This window comes from Candidatus Dadabacteria bacterium (genome assembly GCA_026705445.1).
Lineage (GTDB): Bacteria > Desulfobacterota_D > UBA1144 > Nemesobacterales > Nemesobacteraceae > Nemesobacter.
Genome location: JAPPAR010000003.1, coordinates 1 through 18439, shown reverse-complemented (window position 1 = coordinate 18439; position 18439 = coordinate 1). Strand labels below are relative to the sequence as shown.

The following is an 18439-nucleotide window of genomic DNA, read 5'->3' as shown; positions in this document are numbered from 1 at the left end:
CCCTCCGGTTGGATTTTTCCTTTAAAAAAATTCGTTAAACCATCCTTTCATTCTCGTAAAAACATTTTTCTGCGTCAGCACTCCTGCCGGAACGCCGGATTCTTTATTTAAACTTGCGTATTTAACCAGCCCCACCCCGGTTGAGTATATGGGGTCGGTGATAATGTCCGTGAGACCGGTTACGTCGCGGGGTATGCCGATGCGAACCGGCATGTCGAGTACCCGCTCGGCAAGAGTCGCCATCTCCTGCATCTTGCTGCTCCCTCCCGTGAGCACCACCCCAGCCGGAAGCATGCCGATGAATCCCTGCTTTAAGAATTCTTTTTTTATCAGAGTAAAGATTTCCTCCATTCTCAATTGGATTATCGCCGTAAGATCTTTTTTCAGAATACGCTTGGGCTCGCGTCCCGAAGCACTTTTTACCTCTATTCTGTCGTCGCTTATCATTTCATTCGGCTTGGCTGTGGCCACGCCGTGATTTTCCTTGAGCTTTCTTGCCTCGGGGAGCGGAACGGAGAGTCCGAACGCGATATCTCTGTCGAGATGGTCTCCCCCGAGGGTGATGCTTTCGGTATATTTGATGCTTCCGTTCATAAATACCGCTATATCGCATGTGCCTCCTCCGAAATCTATCATTCCTACCCCAATTTCTCTCTCGTCATGCGTAAGAACCGCTTCGCTTGAAGCTATCTGCTCAATTACCATGTCAATGGAAGTCATCCCCGACATTTCTATGCATTTTATGATGTTCCGGGCCGCGGTCACATCTCCTGTGACTATGTGGACGTTTGCCTCAAGCTTTAATCCGTGGATACCAACCGGATCGTTTATGCCGCTTTCCCTGTCAACCGTGTACTCCTGCGGGATGGCGTGGATAATTTCCCTTTCCGCGGGGATCAGAAGGGCGTTTGCCGATTCTATGACTCTGTCGATATCCTTGGGAGTTACTTGCTTTTCCCGCAGGGTGACCATTCCGTGTCCATTCATCCCTTTTATATGCCCGCCAGCTATTCCTACTATGACCTCCTTTATCACATGTCCGGACATGTGTTCGGCTTTCTCGACCGCGTTCTGTATGGAGTCCACGGTTTCCTCTATGTTGACCACTACCCCCCTTTTGAGCCCGTGGGAGGGATGGTTGCCGACGCCGATTATCTCGGTTTCGCCGCTCGGGTCGGATTCTCCAACCACTACGGAGACTTTCGTCGTCCCTATGTCGAGACCAACTATCGGTGGCGAACTGTTTTTTCTCTGTGCCATCTCGTAATGTTAGGAATCGTAGCCTATTACGCCTACGTCGCCCGAACTTATGTCTATATCTTTTTCCACCAGATTATTCTTGCGCGAGTGATCTATTATCCTCTCAACTTTGTGCCACTTGCTTTTCATGTTGTTCTTCCCGAAGGTTACGAACCTACGGTCAAGGGTTAAGAGCTTGATGCCGAAGTTTTCTTCCACTACTATCTCTGAAATTTCCGACCAGCCAAGAGCCGGACTTGACTTGGAGAGGTTGAGAATCTCGATTGCCTGGAGCATGAGACCCGGACTGATTTCCTTCTTGCTTGAGATAACCGGAAAATCAAGACCTTGCGGCGGTTCTGCTATGCCTAGCCGTCTTCCCGTTACGTCTATGTAGTGTGGCTTAGCTCCCTCCTGGGCCACTATGCAGAAGGGGTCGTTTTCGTAGATCTCAATTCTTATTTTTCCATGAAGAAACTTCTTCACCCGCACCTCGCTTACCCATGGATTCTCAAGGATTTCCCGCTTTGCTTTAGAAGTGGGAAACAGCATGGATGTTGAGCCGGCTCTTATTCCGGAGCGTTTTATGATTTCCGAGGAACTTATCTTGCTGTTTCCCGTGATGACAACCTCCTTTACGGTAAGATGCTCAGTCGGCTCTATTGCGAAAAGAGCAATAGAGCAGACTGAGAAGAAAAAGACCGCCGATATTCCCTTTGTCAGCATGTTCATGTGGCTCTTGCTTCCTTGCCCATTATTTCGACTTCGGGCTCAAGAGTTATGTTCCGTTCTTCAAACGCGGCTTCCCTCGCTTTCTCGATGAGCGTGATGATATCGTCGGCTTTTGCCCTGTTGAAGTTCACGATGAAGTTTGCGTGGATTTCCGAGAACTTGGCTCCGCCGACGCAAAGCCCCTTGAATCCCAGCCCCTCGAGCAGTTCTCCCGCACTGACCGTGGGCGGGTTCTTGAAGACCGAACCCGTGTTGGCCATTTTTACGGGCTGGGTCCTGTTTCTGTAAGCGAGATACTGTCTCACGTTCTCTTCGCTTTTCTTCCTGTCTCCCTCGCGCAGTTCGAACACGGCTTTCGTGACTATGGCGCCTTCAGGTAGGTTGCTTTTCCTGTACTCGAAATTTATCTTTTCTCTTGACAGTTCTTTTTCCTCGCCCTCGTGCCATACGTAAACTTTTTTTACCGCGTCCTTTATCTCTCCCCCGTTTGCGCCGGCGTTCATGTATATGCTTCCTCCGACCGTTCCAGGTATACCGGCGGCGAACTCAAACCCTGTGAGTCCGAGGCGGATCGATCTGTTCATTATGGATGAGAGCATTGCACCGCATTCGGCTTCGACGCGTGTTCCGTCTATGCGTACTTCCTTCAGCTTCCTCGTGCTTATGACTACGCCGTCTATTCCCTGCTCGGTTATTATGGTGTTGGAACCGGCTCCGAGCACGGTGACTTTCTCCCCCGACTCGTGGCAGTGTCTTAGCAGTTCAAGGAAACTTTTCATGTTCTGTGGATACACGAGGCGTTTCGCCTCTCCCCCGACTTTTATGTACAGGTATTTCCTCATTGGGTAGTTGACCAGTATTTCAAGGTCGCTGCTTTGAGTTGAGTTGTTCATACGATCCGTTCTGCGATCCTGTCCCCGTACTTCCAGACGTTCCCGGCGCCCGAGGTAAGCAGGATATCCCCTTTTTTGAGCTCGTTTGCCATACGGTTCACGAAAGCATCGGGGTCATCCACGTGACGTGCGTTCGCATTGCCCGCTTTCTTTATGTCTTCGACTAGCTTTTCTGAAGTTATTCCCTTCACCGGTTTCTCCCCGGCGGGATATATATCAAGAACGTATAGGTGTTTTATTTTTCCTAAAACCCTGACAAAGTCGTTGTAAAGAAGCTTTGTCCTAGAAAATCTGTGGGGCTGGAAGAGAAGAATCGGTTCTTGGGAAAACGCTGCCTTAAGAGCTTCTATAGTGACTTCCAGCTCACTCGGGTGATGCCCGTAATCGTCTACTATCTTTACACCTTTCTTCTCACTTTTCAACTGCAGTCTTCTTTCCGTGCCCTCAAAGGTTGCAAGACCCTCTTTTATCTTCTCGAAACTGAAGCCGAATTCCATTCCCACGGCTATTGCGGCTAGGGAATTTAGGGCGTTATGAGCTCCCAGAGTGCTGAGATCCACCTCTCCGAGCAGATAACCTCCGTATGTTACTTCAAACGATGTCCGCAGCTTGGAAAAGCGTATGTTCTCGGCCATTAGATCCGCGGGGCTGTTTATTCCGTAAGTAAGTATTTTTTTGTTGAATTCCCTGCTTATCTTTGCGGTTCTCGGACAGTCGGCGCATGTTACCGCGAGTCCGTAGAAGGGAATTTTGTGCAGGAAGTTGGAGAAGGCAAGCTCGAGGGCCTTCATGTCTCCGTAGTAATCAAGGTGCTCTTTGTCGATATTTGTGAGCACCGTGACGACCGGAGAGAGTTTTTCGAATGATCCGTCGCTCTCATCGGCTTCCACTACCATGAAACGTCCGGTTCCAAGGTGGGCGTTTGAGTCTATGGTCCGCAGCTTTCCTCCTACCACTATGGTTGGATCGGCACCGCAGTGGGAAAGCACCGACGCTATCATGGAGGACGTGGTGGTTTTTCCGTGGCTTCCGGCTACTGCGATGCCGAACTTGAGTCTCATCAGTTCTGCGAGCATTTCCGCCCTGGGTATGAGGGGAACCCTGGCCGCGGCGGCGGCAATCATCTCGGGATTGTCTTTCCTGATGGCCGAAGAGTATACGACCACCTCGCTTCCCTTGATGTTCTCCGAGCTGTGGCCCGTGTGAACGACGGCTCCCAAGGAAGCTAGCCGTCGGGTTATCTGGGTTTCCGCGAGATCGGAACCGCTTACCTCAAGACCCATGTTGATCAGTACTTCGGCTATGCCGCTCATTCCTATGCCGCCTATACCGATGAAATGAACTTTCTTTATCTTGCCGTACATTCGATTACCCGATTATATGCTCGATTTCGTCTACAATTTCCCGGGCGGCGTGTGGCCGCGCGAGTTTTCTCGAGTTTTCCGCCATGCGGTCGAGGGTTTCCTGTTCGAGGGTTTTCTCAATAACCGCGCAAAGACCTTCGACCGAAAGTTCCTTTTCCTCAACCACCGTTGCCGCCGCGTTTGACTCCAGGATCCTGGCGTTTTTCAGCTGGTGGTCATGCGTGGAGGAGGCAAGCGGGATCAGTATTGACGGTATGCCGAACGCCGTTATCTCGGACAGCGTTCCGGAGCCGGCTCTGCAGATCACGAGATCTGTTTTTTCATATATCCGCGACATGTCGTCTGTAAATCCGAACACTTCGGCCGAAATGCCGAGCTGACGGTAAGTTTCCCTCACACTTTCTATGTGGACTTCCCCGGTCTGATGGGTCACGTCTACCCGGGTGCCGAGTTTTGCCAATGACTGGGGAACGATTTCGTTCAGTTTCCGCGCTCCTTGGCTTCCTCCGAGTACGAATACGTTTCGCTGGGCGCTTTGGTGGGCTTTTTTCTCCGCGGCCCCATGTGTGAGATCGCGTCTTATGGGATTTCCGGTGAGCACGGTTTTTTTCGCCGGAAGATGCTCCTTGCTTTCTTCGAAAGTTATGAATATCTTGCCGACGAACCTCGAGAGAATTCTGTTGGCAAGCCCCGGGACGCAGTTCTGTTCGCAGACGGCGGTCGGGATGCAACTTATCGAGGCGCAAAGCAGGGTAGGTCCGGACGCGTATCCACCGACTCCTATAACTACATCGGGCCTGAAATCCCTGAGTATCCTGAGGGAACTCAGCATCGCTCCTAGTATTGAAATCACCGCTATCACCTTCTGGGAGAAACTTTTTCCTACAATTCCCCTTGATTTTATGAATTCGACTCTGTATCCCTTCTTTGGAAGAATCCTTTTTTCGATTCCCTGTTCGGTGCCCACGAACATGACCTCGTTCCCGCTGTTTCTCTCAAGTATTTCCTCCGCGATTGATATCGCGGGGAATACGTGTCCTCCTGTTCCTCCTCCGGCTATTATCACTCTCATCATTCCTTAGCACTGAATCTAGAGACGCTCAGGATGATTCCGAACGCCGCAAGCGTTGATACAAGAGAGCTTCCTCCGTAGCTTACAAGAGGCAGCGTCAGTCCCGTGGTGGGGAAGAGGCCGACCGCAACTCCCATGTTAAGCGCTGCTTGGAGCGTTATGAGCGCCGTGAAACCGAATACCATGTATCTTGAGAAAGGATCTTCCGCCCGCATGGATATCCTTACGCACCTTCCCAGAATCATGAGGAAAAGCACGATTAACGTTATTACCCCTATGAATCCGAATTCCTCGCCTATTATCGAAAAGATGAAATCCGTGTGGGCCTGGGGAAGGAAAAGCAGTTTCTGGGAACTGTTCCCGAGCCCGCTTCCGTATATTCCGCCGAGACCGAAGGCCATGAACGACTGAACGGCCTGGTATCCCGAGCCGAGGGGGTCTTTCCACGGGTCTAGGAAGGACATTATTCTCTCCATTCTGTAACCCTCTTTGATGATAGCCAGCACGAGCAGTCCCACGGCCCCGATTCCGATGCTGAGCAGGTGCTGGAGTTTTGCTCCTCCGACAAAGAGCATTATGAAAAGAATTGCCAGAACCAGGAAAGAAGTTCCGAGGTCTGGCCCGGCCAGGATAAGTCCCACGTAGGCGCCACCGGCAAGCAGGGGAGAAAATATGCCGATCCAGAAGCTGTCCATCTTGTCCCCCTTCTTGAACAGGAAGTGCGCCATGTAGATGACCAGCATGTACTTGCAGAACTCAGACGGCTGAAACGAGAATCCCCAGACCGAAATCCACCTTCGTCCCCCGCCGACTTCTTTTCCTATTTCAGGCAAAAGCACGATTACGAGTAAAGCGAGTCCGAGCAGATAACCCGGGTAAACCAGCTTTCTTACAAAAGACGGCTTCATGTGCATCAATGTCACCATGGCCGTTATTCCAACGAGAAGATATATGACGTGGAATTTGAGAAACCGCATCGAGTTGTTATAGGTTTCAAGCGAGTATATGGAGCTTGAGTTGTATACGGCCACCACCCCGATTCCCGCCACTATGAGGACGAGCCCGAGGAGCAGTACGTCAAAATCCCTGTTTTTGAAATCAAACATCTCTTACGATCTCCTTAAACAGATTTCCCCTTTCCTCGTATGAGCCGAACATGTCAAAACTTGAACACCCGGGAGAAAACAGGAGCGTGTCTCCGGCATTGGACAGTTCAAAAGCGTTTTGTGTCGCCTCTTTCAGGGAGTCCGCGCATGTTGTCTGCGCCAGGTCGCCTAGTTGGGCGCGTATTTTCTCTCTTGTCTCCCCTATCAGGACCAGGGCTTTTACCTTGCTTGCCACTGCGTCCTTAAGGCAGTTGTAGTCGATTCCTTTGTCCTTTCCTCCGGCAATCAGTATGATCGGCGGGGGGAGGCTCTCAATTGCTCTTAGAGTGGCGAATGGAGTTGTGGATTTTGAGTCGTTGTACACATCTACCCCCCTTGTCGTCAGCACGAATTCCATTCTGTGCGGAAGTGGGCGGAATTCGTTTATGCTTTTCTGCACCGGATCCCGCTGACAGCCCAGTACTCCCGCAACGGCCACCGCTGCCATTATGTTTTCCTTGTTATGTTCTCCGACAAGCGCCGAGTTCCGAAGATAGAAGGAAAGCTCTCCGAACACTATTTCATCTTCCTTGCAGTAGACGTCGGTTTTCTCTTGCCCGGTTCCGAAAGATATTTTTTTTGCCCTGAAGCTGTTCGAGCCCTTAAGCACCGCCGGATCGTCCGCATTGAATACTGCCCAGTCATTTTCTTTCTGGTTTGCGAAAAGCCCGAGCTTAGCCGCTTCGTATTCTTCCATGCTCGAATGGTGGTCCAAGTGGTTCGGTGATATGTTGAGGATTACCGCGATGTGGGGAGAGAAATCCTTTATTCCCTGGAGCTGAAAGCTGCTGAGTTCAAGCAGCAGGAAGTCGTATTCGTCGTCTTTTTCAGCTACCGATATAAGGGGCGTTCCTATATTTCCTCCCGTAAAGATTCTTATTCCGCTTCGTTTGAGCATTTCCGAGAGAAGGGACGTGGTCGTTGTCTTTCCGTTTGTTCCCGTTATGCCTATTACCGGTTTTGATAAGAAGTTCCACGCAAGCTCGATTTCGCTTATTACCGTTTTTCCCGCTACTCGGGCGTTCCTGATCTCGGGAAGATCGAACCTTACCCCTGGACTCAGTACTATCGTATCGGCCCATTCGAAGAATTCGGGCGCGTGAGTCCCGCAGTGGATTTCCACGCCTCCCGCCGCGAGTTTCTCCACCACGGGTCCGAGTTCCCCGGTTTCCCTCGAATCTGTTGCTTTCACCGAGGCTCCTTTGGAGTGGAGGAATTTTGAAGTTTCTACTCCGGTTATCCCGAGCCCCACGATCAAGAATCTGTTTTCGTCGAGATCCATTTGGTCACCTTATCTTTAGACTTGAAAGAGCGAGAATAGAAAGAACCACGCATATTATCCAGAAACGCACCACCACCTTCGATTCCGCCCATCCGGCAAGCTCGAAATGGTGATGAAGGGGCGTCATCCTGAAAACTCTCTTGCCTGTAGAGCGAAACGAGATCACCTGGATTATCACCGAGAGCGTTTCCACGAAGAATATTCCCCCTGCCACTATCAGGAGTATTTCCTGCTTTATCATCAGGGCGCTGAATCCTATAGCTGCTCCCAACGAAAGGGAACCCACATCTCCCATGAACACCTCGGCCGGGTGGGAGTTGTACCAGAGAAACCCCAGGCATGCTCCTCCGACCGCCGCGAGAAAGATGGCCAATTCCCCGGCTCCCTGCACGTGCGGAATCTGCAGGTAGCTTGCAAACTGCAGGTTTCCGGCGAGATAGGCGAAGATTATATAAGTGGTGGTTACGATAGCGATCGAACCTATGGCCAGACCGTCAAGACCGTCGGTGAGATTCACCGCGTTTGAGGAACCTACGGTGACCAGAAGAGCGAAAAGTATGTAGAGATACCCAAGATCCACAACTGCCTGCTTTATGAACGGAGACACCACCGAGGTCGAGGGATACACCACGCTTTCACCGGCTCTCATGGACATTGAGAAACTTCCGCTTTCGTTCATGCAGAGAATGACCACGAAAGTCACGGCTATGAGCGTCTGGCAGAGAAACTTTACTCTTGCCCTTATACCCTTTCCTCTCTTTATCTTCATGAAATCATCGAAAAATCCCAGAATGGCAAAGCTTGCCGTGAACAGAAGCACGAGCATGACTTTGTCTATGAGGAAGTTCGTCCAGAGAAGGGATGAGATCATTATGGCCATTACGATAAATATGCCCCCCATCGTTGGAGTGCCGGCTTTTACGCCGTGACTGCTGGGTCCTTCTTTGCGTATGGTTTCTTGGAGCTGCGCCGCTTTTAGCAGGTCAATCAGCTTTTTCCCGAGGAGGACGCAGAGGACAAACGAAGTCAGCCCGGCCCCAAAAGAACGGAAAGTTATATACTTGAAAACATTTAAGAAAATAAAGTCGTCTTTTAGAAGATGCAGAAAGTAGAGCATGGCTTATTTTTCGTAAAGCATCTGTATTACCGTTTCCATCTTCATTCCCCGGGACCCCTTCACAAGCACCAAATCGTCCTCTCGGCACGCGTCAAGAAGCAGGGCCGCTGCCTCCTGCGGGCTCTCCGCCACGTGACATGCCGTCTGCCCTCGTACGGACGATACGAGGGACCGGGAGAATTCTCCCATGGCTATTACCATATGAAGATCGAGCTTCGAGATATGTTCCCCGATCATCTGGTGTTCTTTTTCGCTGTTTTCTCCCAGCTCAAGCATGTCCCCAAGAACCGCTACCGCCTTCGCCTTGCCGCGCCGGTGGGCGACGAGTTCATCAAGTGCCGCGCGCATCGAGTCGGGATTTGCGTTATATGAGTCGTTTATGACTCTGAAGCCGAAAGGGGTACGGATAACCTCAAGGCGCATGGCGGAGGGAACGTATTTCTCAAGACCTGCCAGTATCTCGCTCATTCCGCATCCGAGAGAATGCGCAAGAGCGGAGGCGGAAAGGGCATTTGAAACATTGTGAGTTCCTATCCCCCTTATTCTCGCTCTGGCGGACTGGTTGCCTATGTGTATCGTGAATTCGATGGACTCCATTTCCTCGTGGCTGATGTCGTCTGCCCTTATGAAAGCCTCCGGAGAGGCAACCCCGTACGTGATCTTCCGGCAGCGCACGCGGGCCGCTATCTTCTCCACCCAGGGATCGTCAATGTTTACACAGAAAGTGTTCTCCTCTCCGAAGTTTTCAACCAATTCTCCTTTAGCCTTTGCGACTCCTTCCAGGTTTTTCATTCCCTCCAGGTGAGCTTTTCCTACAGTGGTGATCGTCCCCACATCGGGCGAGGCGATATCCGCGAGGGTTCTTATTTCTCCGAAAGAGTTCATCCCCATCTCGAGCACGCAGAAATCGTGGCTTTTCTCCAGTTTCAGAAGGTTGAGCGGAAGACCTATCTGATTGTTTAGGTTGCCGTGGGTGCTGAGCACGCTGCCTGATACGGACAGTATGCTGTGGGTCATGTTCTTGGTTGTAGTTTTTCCGTTCGAACCCGTAATGGCGGCGACTTTTAGGTCGGGAAACGAATTTCTCCAGTGTCTTGACATCTCAAGGAGGGCTTTTTGCGTGGATTCGACTTTTATTATCGCGCCGCAGTTGCGTTTTGAGTCCTGTATTTGCGGGTATTTTTCCACTATCGCCCCCGCAGAGCCTTTTTCAAAAGCCTCGGCGACGTAATCGTGCCCGTCAAAGTTGGGCCCCTCTATGGCGACGAAGAGCTGGTTTTTCTCTATATTTCTGGAATCAATGGAGACCCCCGAAGCTCCAACCGGCATCTTGCCGCCGACGAGGCTCCCTCCCGTGGAATTTAACAGAAAGTCAAGGCTGAATCTCAAAGTCCCCTCCTTTCCCTGGCTTCAAGGTGTTTTTCTGCGATCTCCCTGTCGTCAAAATGAATTTTCTCAGTGCCGATTATCTGGTAGTTCTCATGACCTTTTCCCGCTATAAGAACCGTGTCTCCAGGTACGGCCTTATCCACGGCGTTCTTTATGGCTTCCTCCCTTTCGGTTATTACCACTACCCCCGTATCCTGGGCTTCTACCCCCTCGGTCATATCTTCTATTATCCTCTCCGGATCCTCCGTTCTGGGGTTATCCGAAGTCACTATCAGCATGTCCGAATACCTGCGTCCCACAGCAGCCATAAGGGGGCGTTTTCCCCTGTCTCTGTCGCCTCCGCAACCCACGACAGTGATGAGTCTCTGAGCACAGAAAGGTTTCAGACACGCAAGCACGTTCTCAAGCGCGTCAGGGGTATGGGCGTAGTCCACAAAAACATCTATTCCCAGGCTGCTCTCAATTTTCTCGAGCCTTCCAGGGATGCGCCTGAGTTCACTCAGCGCTCTCCCGGTTGTCGCTGGGGACGAACCGAGAGAGAGGAGCGTTCCGGCTGCCGCCATCATGTTATAGAGGTTGTGTTTCCCCATGAGTTTTGAATCAAGTTCCACCTTGCCCCACGGGGTGGCCAGCGTGGCCTTTATACCTCCAAAATCAAGCGTGAAATTCTCCGCGAATACGACTGAGTCTTTTTTTTCCGTGGAAAACGTTATTTTCAGACCTTTTTTCGAGGCGGATATCCTGCTTGCGAAAGGATCATCCGCGTTTATTATCGAAAACACCTCTTTTTTTGCGCTTTTTTCGAGAATTTCCGAGAAAAGCCTTTCTTTCGCCCTGAAGTAATCTTCAAGCGTCTTGTGGTAGTCCAGGTGATCCTGGGTGAGGTTCGTGAATATCGCCGCGTCGAAGTGACATCCGTCAACCCTTTTTAGATCAAGGGCGTGCGAGGACACTTCGACCGTGACGTTTGTCACTCCTGAGTCTTTCATTTCACGCAGCATGCTCATAAAAGCTATGGGATCAGGTGTTGTAAGGGATGCAGGTTCGGTCTTACCCATGTATCTGTTTTCTATTGTTCCCAAGAGACCCGTGTTTACCCCATCGGCTTTCCAGCCGGCTTCTATCATGTGAGACACAGTGGTTTTTCCGTTTGTCCCCGTCACCCCAACGACCTTCATTGCAAGGGAAGGGTGATCATGGAAATTGGAGGCGACAATGGATGCCGCAGCCCTAGAGTCGCTCGTTTTCGCAAAGGGAACTCCGAGGTCCGGAATTTCCGCTGAAATCTCCTCAAGCAGAAGCGCCACCGCTCCCTTTTCTACCGCGGAGGCGACGTAATTGTGCCCGTCGGTGACTTTGCCCCTGATGGCAATAAAAAGAGACCCCGGTTCCACATTCTGCGAGTTGAGAGTTATTCCCGTAATTTCCGTATCTCCCGGATTCTTGGATCCAGTTATAGCTTCGATTCCTGCGTTTCTCAGAACATCCGATAATCTCATATGTTCTGCTTGAGGATGAAAGTGCAGTCTGTTCCCCTTCTTATCTTTTTCCCTGAAGGTGGATGCTGGCTGACCACGTAGCCGTTTCCTATGAACCTGACCGACACTTCCTCTTTTTCCGCCCACTTCATGACGGCTCTTGCGCTTTTGTTCACCATGTCCGGCATGACCATTTTTTCAAGCTTTTCCTTGTCTGGAGGTATTTGCATGTAGAACAGGACTTTTTCAGTTATGGACTTGAAAATGGGCGCTGCGACTACCCCTCCGTAGTTATGTTCTCTGGGGTTCTCGACGATTACGACGAGGGCAAGACGTGGGTTATCAGCAGGGGCGAAACCGATAAATGACGAAAGATATCTGTTTTCGTAGTAAGTGCCGGTCTGCGGATTAGGCATTTGCGCCGTGCCTGTTTTTCCCGCGACTCTGTAGCCGGGAATGCTGGCGTTCTTACCCGTGCCGTTTTCCACTACTTGTTCAAGGATTCTGGTGACCTTAGAAGACGTATCGTAGGAGATGACTCTTTTTACAGATTCCGGGCTTCTTTCCATGAGAACTTTGCCCTCGGGTGAGACTATTTTCTTCACGATATAAGGCTTCATCAAATATCCGCCGTTTCCGATACTCGAAAGCGCGGTTGCCAGCTGGATTGCCGTTACCGATATTCCCTGTCCGAACGATATTGTTGCCAGTTCTATATCTCCCCAGTCCCTTAGGCTCTGTATTCTCCCTGTGGCTTCCCCGGGAAGGTCTACTCCAACCGTTTCTCCGAAACCGAAATTCCTGAGCGAATCGTGAAGTTTTTTCTTTCCTAAGGTTTCCCCCATTTTCCAGGCACATATGTTGCTTGAATACGTGATGGTCTCGGAAACCGTCAGGATTCCGTGGCCGTGCACGTCTTTTATTACTTTCGGGCCGATTCTCTTCTTTCCGTTTTCACAGTCATACTCGGTATTCTCATCCCCCATTTTTTCTTCAAGCAGGGTCGCCGCCAAAAATACCTTCAGCGTGGAACCGGGCTCGAAGGACATCCACACAGGGAGATTCTTTCTCGTTTCCTGAGAAAACTCGCCGAAGCGGTTAGGATTGAAAAACGGATAGGAGGCCATGGAGAGTATCTCACCAGTTTGAGGATTCATCAGGAGAGCGGCTCCCCTATCCGCTTTCATTTCCTTTATGCCTTTCTCGAGCGCAGTTTCCGTCATGTGCTGTATATTGGAATCCACGGTAAGCAGCACGTCGCTTCCCTTCGTAGACTGTTCTTTCGCATTCAGCAGGACGTCGGATATGCTATTTCCCCTGCCGTCGGTTCTGATCCTCACCGTGGCTGGTTTGCCGGCAAGCGTTTTTTCAAAGCCGTATTCAAGCCCCTCCACTCCCTTAAGATCTATGTTGGTGAATCCGATCGCCTGCCCGAGCAGAGAACCGTTGGGGTAAATCCTTTTCGGTTCCTCGGCGAAACCGACCCCCGAAAGACCCATGGCCTCTATCTTTTTTGCTGTCCCGGGGTCCTCTCCCCTTTTGATCCATACAAAGGGCTTGTCAGAACGTGTAAGACTGATCAGTTTGTTGCGGGACAGACCCAGCGGTTTCGATATTGTCCGTGCAAGCTTGTCCGGGTTTTTTACTTCCTTGGGATTCAGATAGATCGAAGTTGCCCAGACGCTTGTGGCCAGAGGTTTTTTATTCCGGTCAAACAAGGTTCCCCGTACCGGAGGCATCCTGTAAACCCTGCTGTGCTGTTTTTTAGCCCCGGCGGAAAACTTCTCACTTTGGAGCACCTGGAGTTCAAAGGATCTGTATCCCAGAAGCACAAACAGACCTGTAATAAAAACTGAGGCAATATAAAACTTCCGTTTTTGTTTTTCAGAATCCCTCATCCTGTTCTTCCTGTGCAACTATTACCTCTTCAACGAAAACGACATCTTTGTAACTGGCGAACCTGAATCCTTTTTTATCCGCCACTGGTTTGAGATGTTCAAGAGATTTGAGTTTTAAAATTTCGTGGTGAAGCATCACGGTTTCCTTTAAAAGAGCCCTTTCGACTTCTCGGTTTTTCGAAATCTCGTAACCGGTCCTTGTGTGTTCTACCTTGATTCGCAGAAAGCAAAGCGCAATTATCAAAGTGATACAGAAAATGATTAATGTACGAGAAAATAATCCCTTTTCTCTTTTTTTCCTCCCGGCAAACTTTCTTCTCATCTGCGACTATACCCCCTCTGCAACCCTCATTTTTGAACTTCTCGCCTTGGGATTCTCCTCCACTTCCCTTCTCCCGGGCCGTACGACCGAGCGGGTCACCCTTCTTACCTGCTGAAATTCTCCACATGCGCATACGGGAAGATCTGGAGGACAAGCACACGGGGAGTCGAGTTTTCTGAACATGTTCTTAACTATTCTGTCTTCAAGCGAGTGAAAGGAGATGATCACTAGCCTCGCTCCTGTATTGAGGATCTTTACAGCTTCTTCAATGAAGATCGCCAGATTGTCGAGTTCGTTGTTAATCGAGATCCGAAGCGCCTGAAAAGTCTTGGTCGCGGGATGCGTTTTTTTCGGATGAAACTTTTTGGGAATTGAGTTCGAGATTATCGAGGCCAGTTCGAGGGAAGTCTGTATGGGTTTTTTCGTCCGGCTTTTCATTATCGAGTTAGCGATTCTCCGCGCGAACTTCTCTTCGCCGTATTTTCTCAGTATGTATTCAAGCTCTTCGCCTCTCATCTCGTTTACAAGATCGTAGGCGGAGAACTGAAGACCCGCGTCCATCCTCATGTCGAGGAACTCGTTTCTGTTGAAGCTGAATCCCTTACCGCTACGCTCGAGCTGGAAAGAGGAAATTCCCAGGTCGGCGATGATGCCGTCCACGTATTCTATTCCCATGGAATTGACCGTGTTTTTAATGTGTATGAAGTTTCTCTTCACTATCTCTACTTTTTCCGCGTTGGCCGAAAGCCTGCCTTTCGCAAGAGAGATCGTGGCCTGATCAACATCCATGCCTATCAGCTTCGATATCGAAGGGTATTCATTGAGAATATGTTCGGAGTGTCCGCCGAGACCCACGGTCGAGTCGACCACGATTGCTCCCTCCGGCAGGTCGAGGTATTCAACTACCTCCTTTACCATGACTGGGGAATGGAACTGCTCCTGCGGCTCAGAACTTGTGCCCGCGGCTCTTATTCTCTTAGAGACCATATCCGGCGAGCACCTCCCTGCTTTGTATGAAAGTCTCAAATGCCCCTGAGCCGTTTTCCTTCTCCCATATTTCCTTTGACCAGATCTCTATCTTTTTCAGCATGCCAACCAGAACGACTTCAGTTTCAATGGCGGCGTATGAGCGTAGCGACTGAGGAATGAGAACTCTTCCCTGGTTGTCTATAGGGCAGTCAACCGCGTTTCCCATGAGATAGCGTATTGAAGACGTAACCTCGCTGTCGGTTATGGATATCTTGGAGAGCTTTTTCTCGAGTTCATTCCACTCCCTCATGGGATAGGCGATGAGGTAGCGGTCAAAGTTCGTTATTACGAAGGTCTCGTCGGAATATTTCTTCCTGCAGACCTCCCTGAACTTCGAAGGAATACTGACCCTTCCGGTCTTGGTCATAGTATGTTCGTATCTTCCTCTGAACATTTTATGCTACCTTCTGCCATTATATGCCATAATATATTCCTGTCATGCCAATTCATAAATTATAAAAAAACATGTAAAAAGTCAAGTAACATTTTGAAATAGCTAGTCTTTTCAGCGGTTGAGCGGTAAAAATATAAGGCTAGATATTACTTTAATAATGGATGATGTCGTGAGGGGGCATAAGAAAAAATACTATCCGTTGGGGTCGCAATTCTACTTGTTGGCTTATTTTGTATATACTCTCATCAGAGGACATGATGATTCGGAGGGTGAGATTCCACATGGGGTTGCTTCAGAAGAAATGTCTGTTTTTTTTATAAAGCTTGCCGACAAGAGTTCCAATGTTCTTTTGCAGGCGATACTCGGCACCTACGGGCACCTGATGTGGGTTAGAACCGAAGTTCCGAAGGAGATGATAGTAAAGGTGATCACCACTCCCGAACTTACTTCGGAAACGCGCAGAGTGCTGGAAGCGCTCAGGGGGGAAATAGAGTTTGATTTTGTCGACCCTCCCAGGAGCGGTGATCCGCCGGAGGACTAGGATCTTCATGGAAACAAGGGAAGACCATACGGACAAGTGGGGGCTAGTAAGTTTTCTTACCCTGTTGAGCAGGATCGTCGGATACCTGCGGGATGTTGTGGTGGCGGCGATTTTCGGAGCGGGTTTCCAGACCGACGCTTTTTACGTCGCGTTTCGTATTCCCAACCTGCTGCGACGTCTTTTCGCCGAAGGCTCTCTGGCGGCGATTTTCGTACCCATATTCTCGGAGTACCTTGAGTCGGGGGACAGACGAGGGGCAAAGGACGCCCTGCGTTCCACATTCACTGTGCTTTTCATCATTCTCGTTTTAGTCGTGGCGCTGGGGATAATTTTTTCCCCCTGGCTGGTGAAGCTCTTCGCCTATGGATTTGATCAGAAGACTTTCGATCTGGCGGTCTATCTTAACAGGCTTGTTTTCCCCTACGTGCTTTTTATATCTCTTACGGCTCTCGCGATGGGGGTTCTTAACTCCGTACGGCATTTTTTCGCACCGGCCTTCTCTCCGGTTCTTTTCAATCTGTGCGTAATAGCAAGCGCCCTGTTCCTCTACAGGGAATTTGAAGTGCCTATAGTTTCTCTCTGCTTCGGGATCCTTGGCGGGGGGGTGCTGCAGCTGCTGCTCCACCTGTTTTATCTTCGCGAAGAAAAGTTCATGTTCGGCTTCGCGAAAACCTTCAATCACCCCGCGGTCAGGAGACTCGCGGTTCTCATGTTCCCTCAGCTTTTCGGAATAGCGGTCTACAATCTCAACATACTCGTAAACACCCAGTACGCGTCATTTATGTCCGAGGGAACCGTCTCCTACCTTTATTTCGCGGAGAGGATAATAGAGTTTCCCCTCGGGGTGGTGGCCGTTTCCCTGGCGACCGTTACGCTCCCCGCGCTCTCGGGCTATGCGGCGAGGGATGATTACGGGGGGTTCGGCGCGGAGTATCAGCGTTCCCTGAGGCGCATACTGTTTATAATGGTGCCCGCAATGGTCGGCATAGTAGCTCTGCGGGTACCCCTCTGCAACTTTCTTTACCAGCATGGGCAGTTTGATTACGCGGCGGTTGTAAATACTTCTCAGGCCATCCTGGGCTATGGGCTCGGGCTTTTTGCGGTGGGAGGAATTCGAATCACCGTACCCGCTTTTTTCGCCCTTCAGGACACAAGGACGCCGGTCAAGGTGGCGTTTTTCTGTTTCCTGCTGAACGCGGTCTGCGGTTTCGTTCTGGGATTCGTGTTCTCGCTTGACCACCTGGGACTTGCGCTTGCGAGTTCAATCTCCTCAGTAGCGAACTTTGTCCTGCTGGTTGTCCTGCTGAACGGCCGTCTGGGACATTTTCTCTCCCGCGACATGCTCTTTTTTTCGCTCAGGATTCTTGCAATCGCGGTTGTAATGGGTTTTGCGGTAAGTGCAGTTGCCGGTTTTTCTAACTGGAGCGAAAGCGGTTTCTCTTTTCACAAGGCGCTGGTTATGGCCGCCTCGGTAGGGTCAGGAGTCATACTTTATTTTCTGCTTGCCAAGATAGTCGGCATAAAGGAAGTGGAGATGTTTTCTTTTCTTAAAAGAGGATAGCTCCGGGTCGCGGCGGCGTCTTGTTTGGAGTTGTTCGCCCCACAGCGTTGCGGTATTCTTGGTAGGGCGGTGCCGGTTTGATTCCTGCGCATGTTTATTGCTCAGGGTGGATCGATAAAAGGTGCGGCGATTACCGGGATTTCTAAAAACAAAAAGGCCTATGGATGAGCTTAAGACCCTTAATCGGCGTGAGCTTGAAGCGCTTAAGGAAAAGTACGAATACACCTTGAGGATGTTTCCCGATTCCGATTCGCTTCTCGCTCTGGCGGAAGTTCATCTCGCACTTGGAGACGTGACCACGGCGAGACGCACGGTTTCTGATTTTACGGAGGAAAAAGGCGATAACAGCCGGGCGAGACTCGTTCTGGCCAGGGCGCATCTTATGTGCTTGAATGCCGCCGCTGCGGAGGAGGAACTCAAAAAAGCGCTTTCTCTTGATCGCCGGAACACTCAGGCGTCAGACCTTCTGATTCATATATACAAAAGCGCGGGCAGAACAGCCGAAGCCTTCAGGGTTGCCCTGTCGCCCGTTCCCGATCCATGGCGCAGGGGGGAGGATACCGGGAAATCTGAGGAGCCCTCCCCGGAACCGGAGGAGGAAATCAGGTCGCAGGCCGGAGTTTTCGAGACGGACACGATGCTTAATCTCTATGTTTCCCAAGGGCTTTACGAAGACGCTCTGGGGATAATTGAAGTTCTCTGTGAGATTGAACCCGACAATCCTGTTTACAGAAACAAACGAGAAGAGATAAAGACTCTTCTCGGCAGATAACTCCCCCTCTGGAAAAGCTTCTTCCCGCAATATCGCGCAATTTTGCTTGCGCAGCGGGCAGTATAAAGGTAAAATGAGCACGAACTGAGCTACAAAAAGCCGGATTTCTTGCTTCCGGTCAGCTGGTTGGTAGAACGCATGTCTTCGATTTCAAGAAAGGGCACTTCTAAAAATTAGTTTGCGGCTCAAGATTGAGGACAATTCCCCATTT

The 18439-nt window shown here is 50.4% G+C and carries 17 protein-coding genes; 3 read left to right on the top strand and 14 right to left on the bottom strand.

Going from position 1 to position 18439, the window contains the following annotated elements; all coding sequences use genetic code 11:
* Window positions 1–21 precede the first annotated feature (21 nt).
* The 14 genes from ftsA to mraZ all read right to left on the bottom strand — a co-directional run bounded on the left by ftsA (window position 22) and on the right by mraZ (window position 15354).
* Window positions 22–1260, bottom strand: a complete 1239-nt coding sequence (gene ftsA / locus OXG75_00855) for a cell division protein FtsA (GenBank protein MCY3624540.1) — start codon at window positions 1258–1260, stop codon at window positions 22–24.
* A gap of 9 nt (window positions 1261–1269) precedes the next feature.
* Window positions 1270–1971, bottom strand: coding sequence for an FtsQ-type POTRA domain-containing protein (locus OXG75_00850; GenBank protein ID MCY3624539.1), 702 nt, complete (start codon window positions 1969–1971; stop codon window positions 1270–1272).
* Window positions 1968–2864, bottom strand: coding sequence for a UDP-N-acetylmuramate dehydrogenase (murB, locus tag OXG75_00845; protein ID MCY3624538.1), 897 nt, complete (start codon window positions 2862–2864; stop codon window positions 1968–1970). The genes OXG75_00850 and murB overlap by 4 nt, the downstream gene beginning before the upstream one ends.
* Window positions 2861–4228 (bottom strand): UDP-N-acetylmuramate--L-alanine ligase, encoded by a 1368-nt coding sequence (gene murC, locus OXG75_00840; GenBank protein ID MCY3624537.1) that lies wholly within the window; start codon window positions 4226–4228, stop codon window positions 2861–2863. The genes murB and murC overlap by 4 nt, the downstream gene beginning before the upstream one ends.
* Window positions 4229–4232: 4 nt before the next feature.
* The gene (gene murG / locus OXG75_00835; GenBank protein MCY3624536.1) at window positions 4233–5303 is read right to left on the bottom strand and encodes an undecaprenyldiphospho-muramoylpentapeptide beta-N-acetylglucosaminyltransferase; all 1071 of its coding nucleotides are present in this window, start codon (window positions 5301–5303) and stop codon (window positions 4233–4235) included.
* A complete protein-coding gene (gene ftsW / locus OXG75_00830; protein MCY3624535.1) occupies window positions 5300–6406 on the bottom strand; it encodes a putative lipid II flippase FtsW in 1107 nt (368 codons plus the stop codon). Before ftsW ends, murG begins: the two co-directional genes overlap by 4 nt.
* The gene (gene murD / locus OXG75_00825) at window positions 6399–7727 is read right to left on the bottom strand and encodes a UDP-N-acetylmuramoyl-L-alanine--D-glutamate ligase (protein ID MCY3624534.1); all 1329 of its coding nucleotides are present in this window, start codon (window positions 7725–7727) and stop codon (window positions 6399–6401) included. The genes ftsW and murD overlap by 8 nt, the downstream gene beginning before the upstream one ends.
* Before the next feature lie 4 nt (window positions 7728–7731).
* Window positions 7732–8844 (bottom strand): phospho-N-acetylmuramoyl-pentapeptide-transferase, encoded by a 1113-nt coding sequence (mraY, locus tag OXG75_00820; GenBank protein ID MCY3624533.1) that lies wholly within the window; start codon window positions 8842–8844, stop codon window positions 7732–7734.
* 3 nt (window positions 8845–8847) lie between these two features.
* A complete protein-coding gene (locus OXG75_00815; GenBank protein ID MCY3624532.1) occupies window positions 8848–10233 on the bottom strand; it encodes a UDP-N-acetylmuramoyl-tripeptide--D-alanyl-D-alanine ligase in 1386 nt (461 codons plus the stop codon).
* Complete coding sequence (locus tag OXG75_00810) at window positions 10230–11732, bottom strand: UDP-N-acetylmuramoyl-L-alanyl-D-glutamate--2,6-diaminopimelate ligase (GenBank protein ID MCY3624531.1); 1503 nt, start codon at window positions 11730–11732, stop codon at window positions 10230–10232. Before OXG75_00810 ends, OXG75_00815 begins: the two co-directional genes overlap by 4 nt.
* Window positions 11729–13450 carry a penicillin-binding transpeptidase domain-containing protein gene (locus OXG75_00805; GenBank protein ID MCY3624530.1) on the bottom strand — a complete coding sequence of 574 codons (1722 nt, stop codon included), beginning with the start codon at window positions 13448–13450 and terminating at the stop codon, window positions 11729–11731. The genes OXG75_00810 and OXG75_00805 overlap by 4 nt, the downstream gene beginning before the upstream one ends.
* Window positions 13451–13595: 145 nt before the next feature.
* On the bottom strand, window positions 13596–13745 hold the full coding sequence (locus OXG75_00800; GenBank protein MCY3624529.1) for a hypothetical protein: 150 nt from the start codon (window positions 13743–13745) through the stop codon (window positions 13596–13598).
* Window positions 13746–13937: 192 nt separating this feature from the next.
* Window positions 13938–14918: a 16S rRNA (cytosine(1402)-N(4))-methyltransferase RsmH gene (gene rsmH / locus OXG75_00795; GenBank protein MCY3624528.1), complete on the bottom strand. Its 981-nt coding sequence runs from the start codon at window positions 14916–14918 to the stop codon at window positions 13938–13940.
* Window positions 14908–15354, bottom strand: a complete 447-nt coding sequence (mraZ, locus tag OXG75_00790) for a division/cell wall cluster transcriptional repressor MraZ (GenBank protein ID MCY3624527.1) — start codon at window positions 15352–15354, stop codon at window positions 14908–14910. Before mraZ ends, rsmH begins: the two co-directional genes overlap by 11 nt.
* A gap of 301 nt (window positions 15355–15655) precedes the next feature.
* On the opposite strand from mraZ, the gene OXG75_00785 reads away from it, so the two are divergent.
* From OXG75_00785 to OXG75_00775, 3 genes are all read left to right on the top strand, one after another.
* On the top strand, window positions 15656–15895 hold the full coding sequence (locus OXG75_00785; protein ID MCY3624526.1) for a DUF4911 domain-containing protein: 240 nt from the start codon (window positions 15656–15658) through the stop codon (window positions 15893–15895).
* A gap of 7 nt (window positions 15896–15902) precedes the next feature.
* Window positions 15903–17456: a murein biosynthesis integral membrane protein MurJ gene (gene murJ / locus OXG75_00780; protein MCY3624525.1), complete on the top strand. Its 1554-nt coding sequence runs from the start codon at window positions 15903–15905 to the stop codon at window positions 17454–17456.
* Between the two features lie 121 nt (window positions 17457–17577).
* Window positions 17578–18228 carry a hypothetical protein gene (locus tag OXG75_00775; GenBank protein ID MCY3624524.1) on the top strand — a complete coding sequence of 217 codons (651 nt, stop codon included), beginning with the start codon at window positions 17578–17580 and terminating at the stop codon, window positions 18226–18228.
* Window positions 18229–18439: the final 211 nt, after the last annotated feature.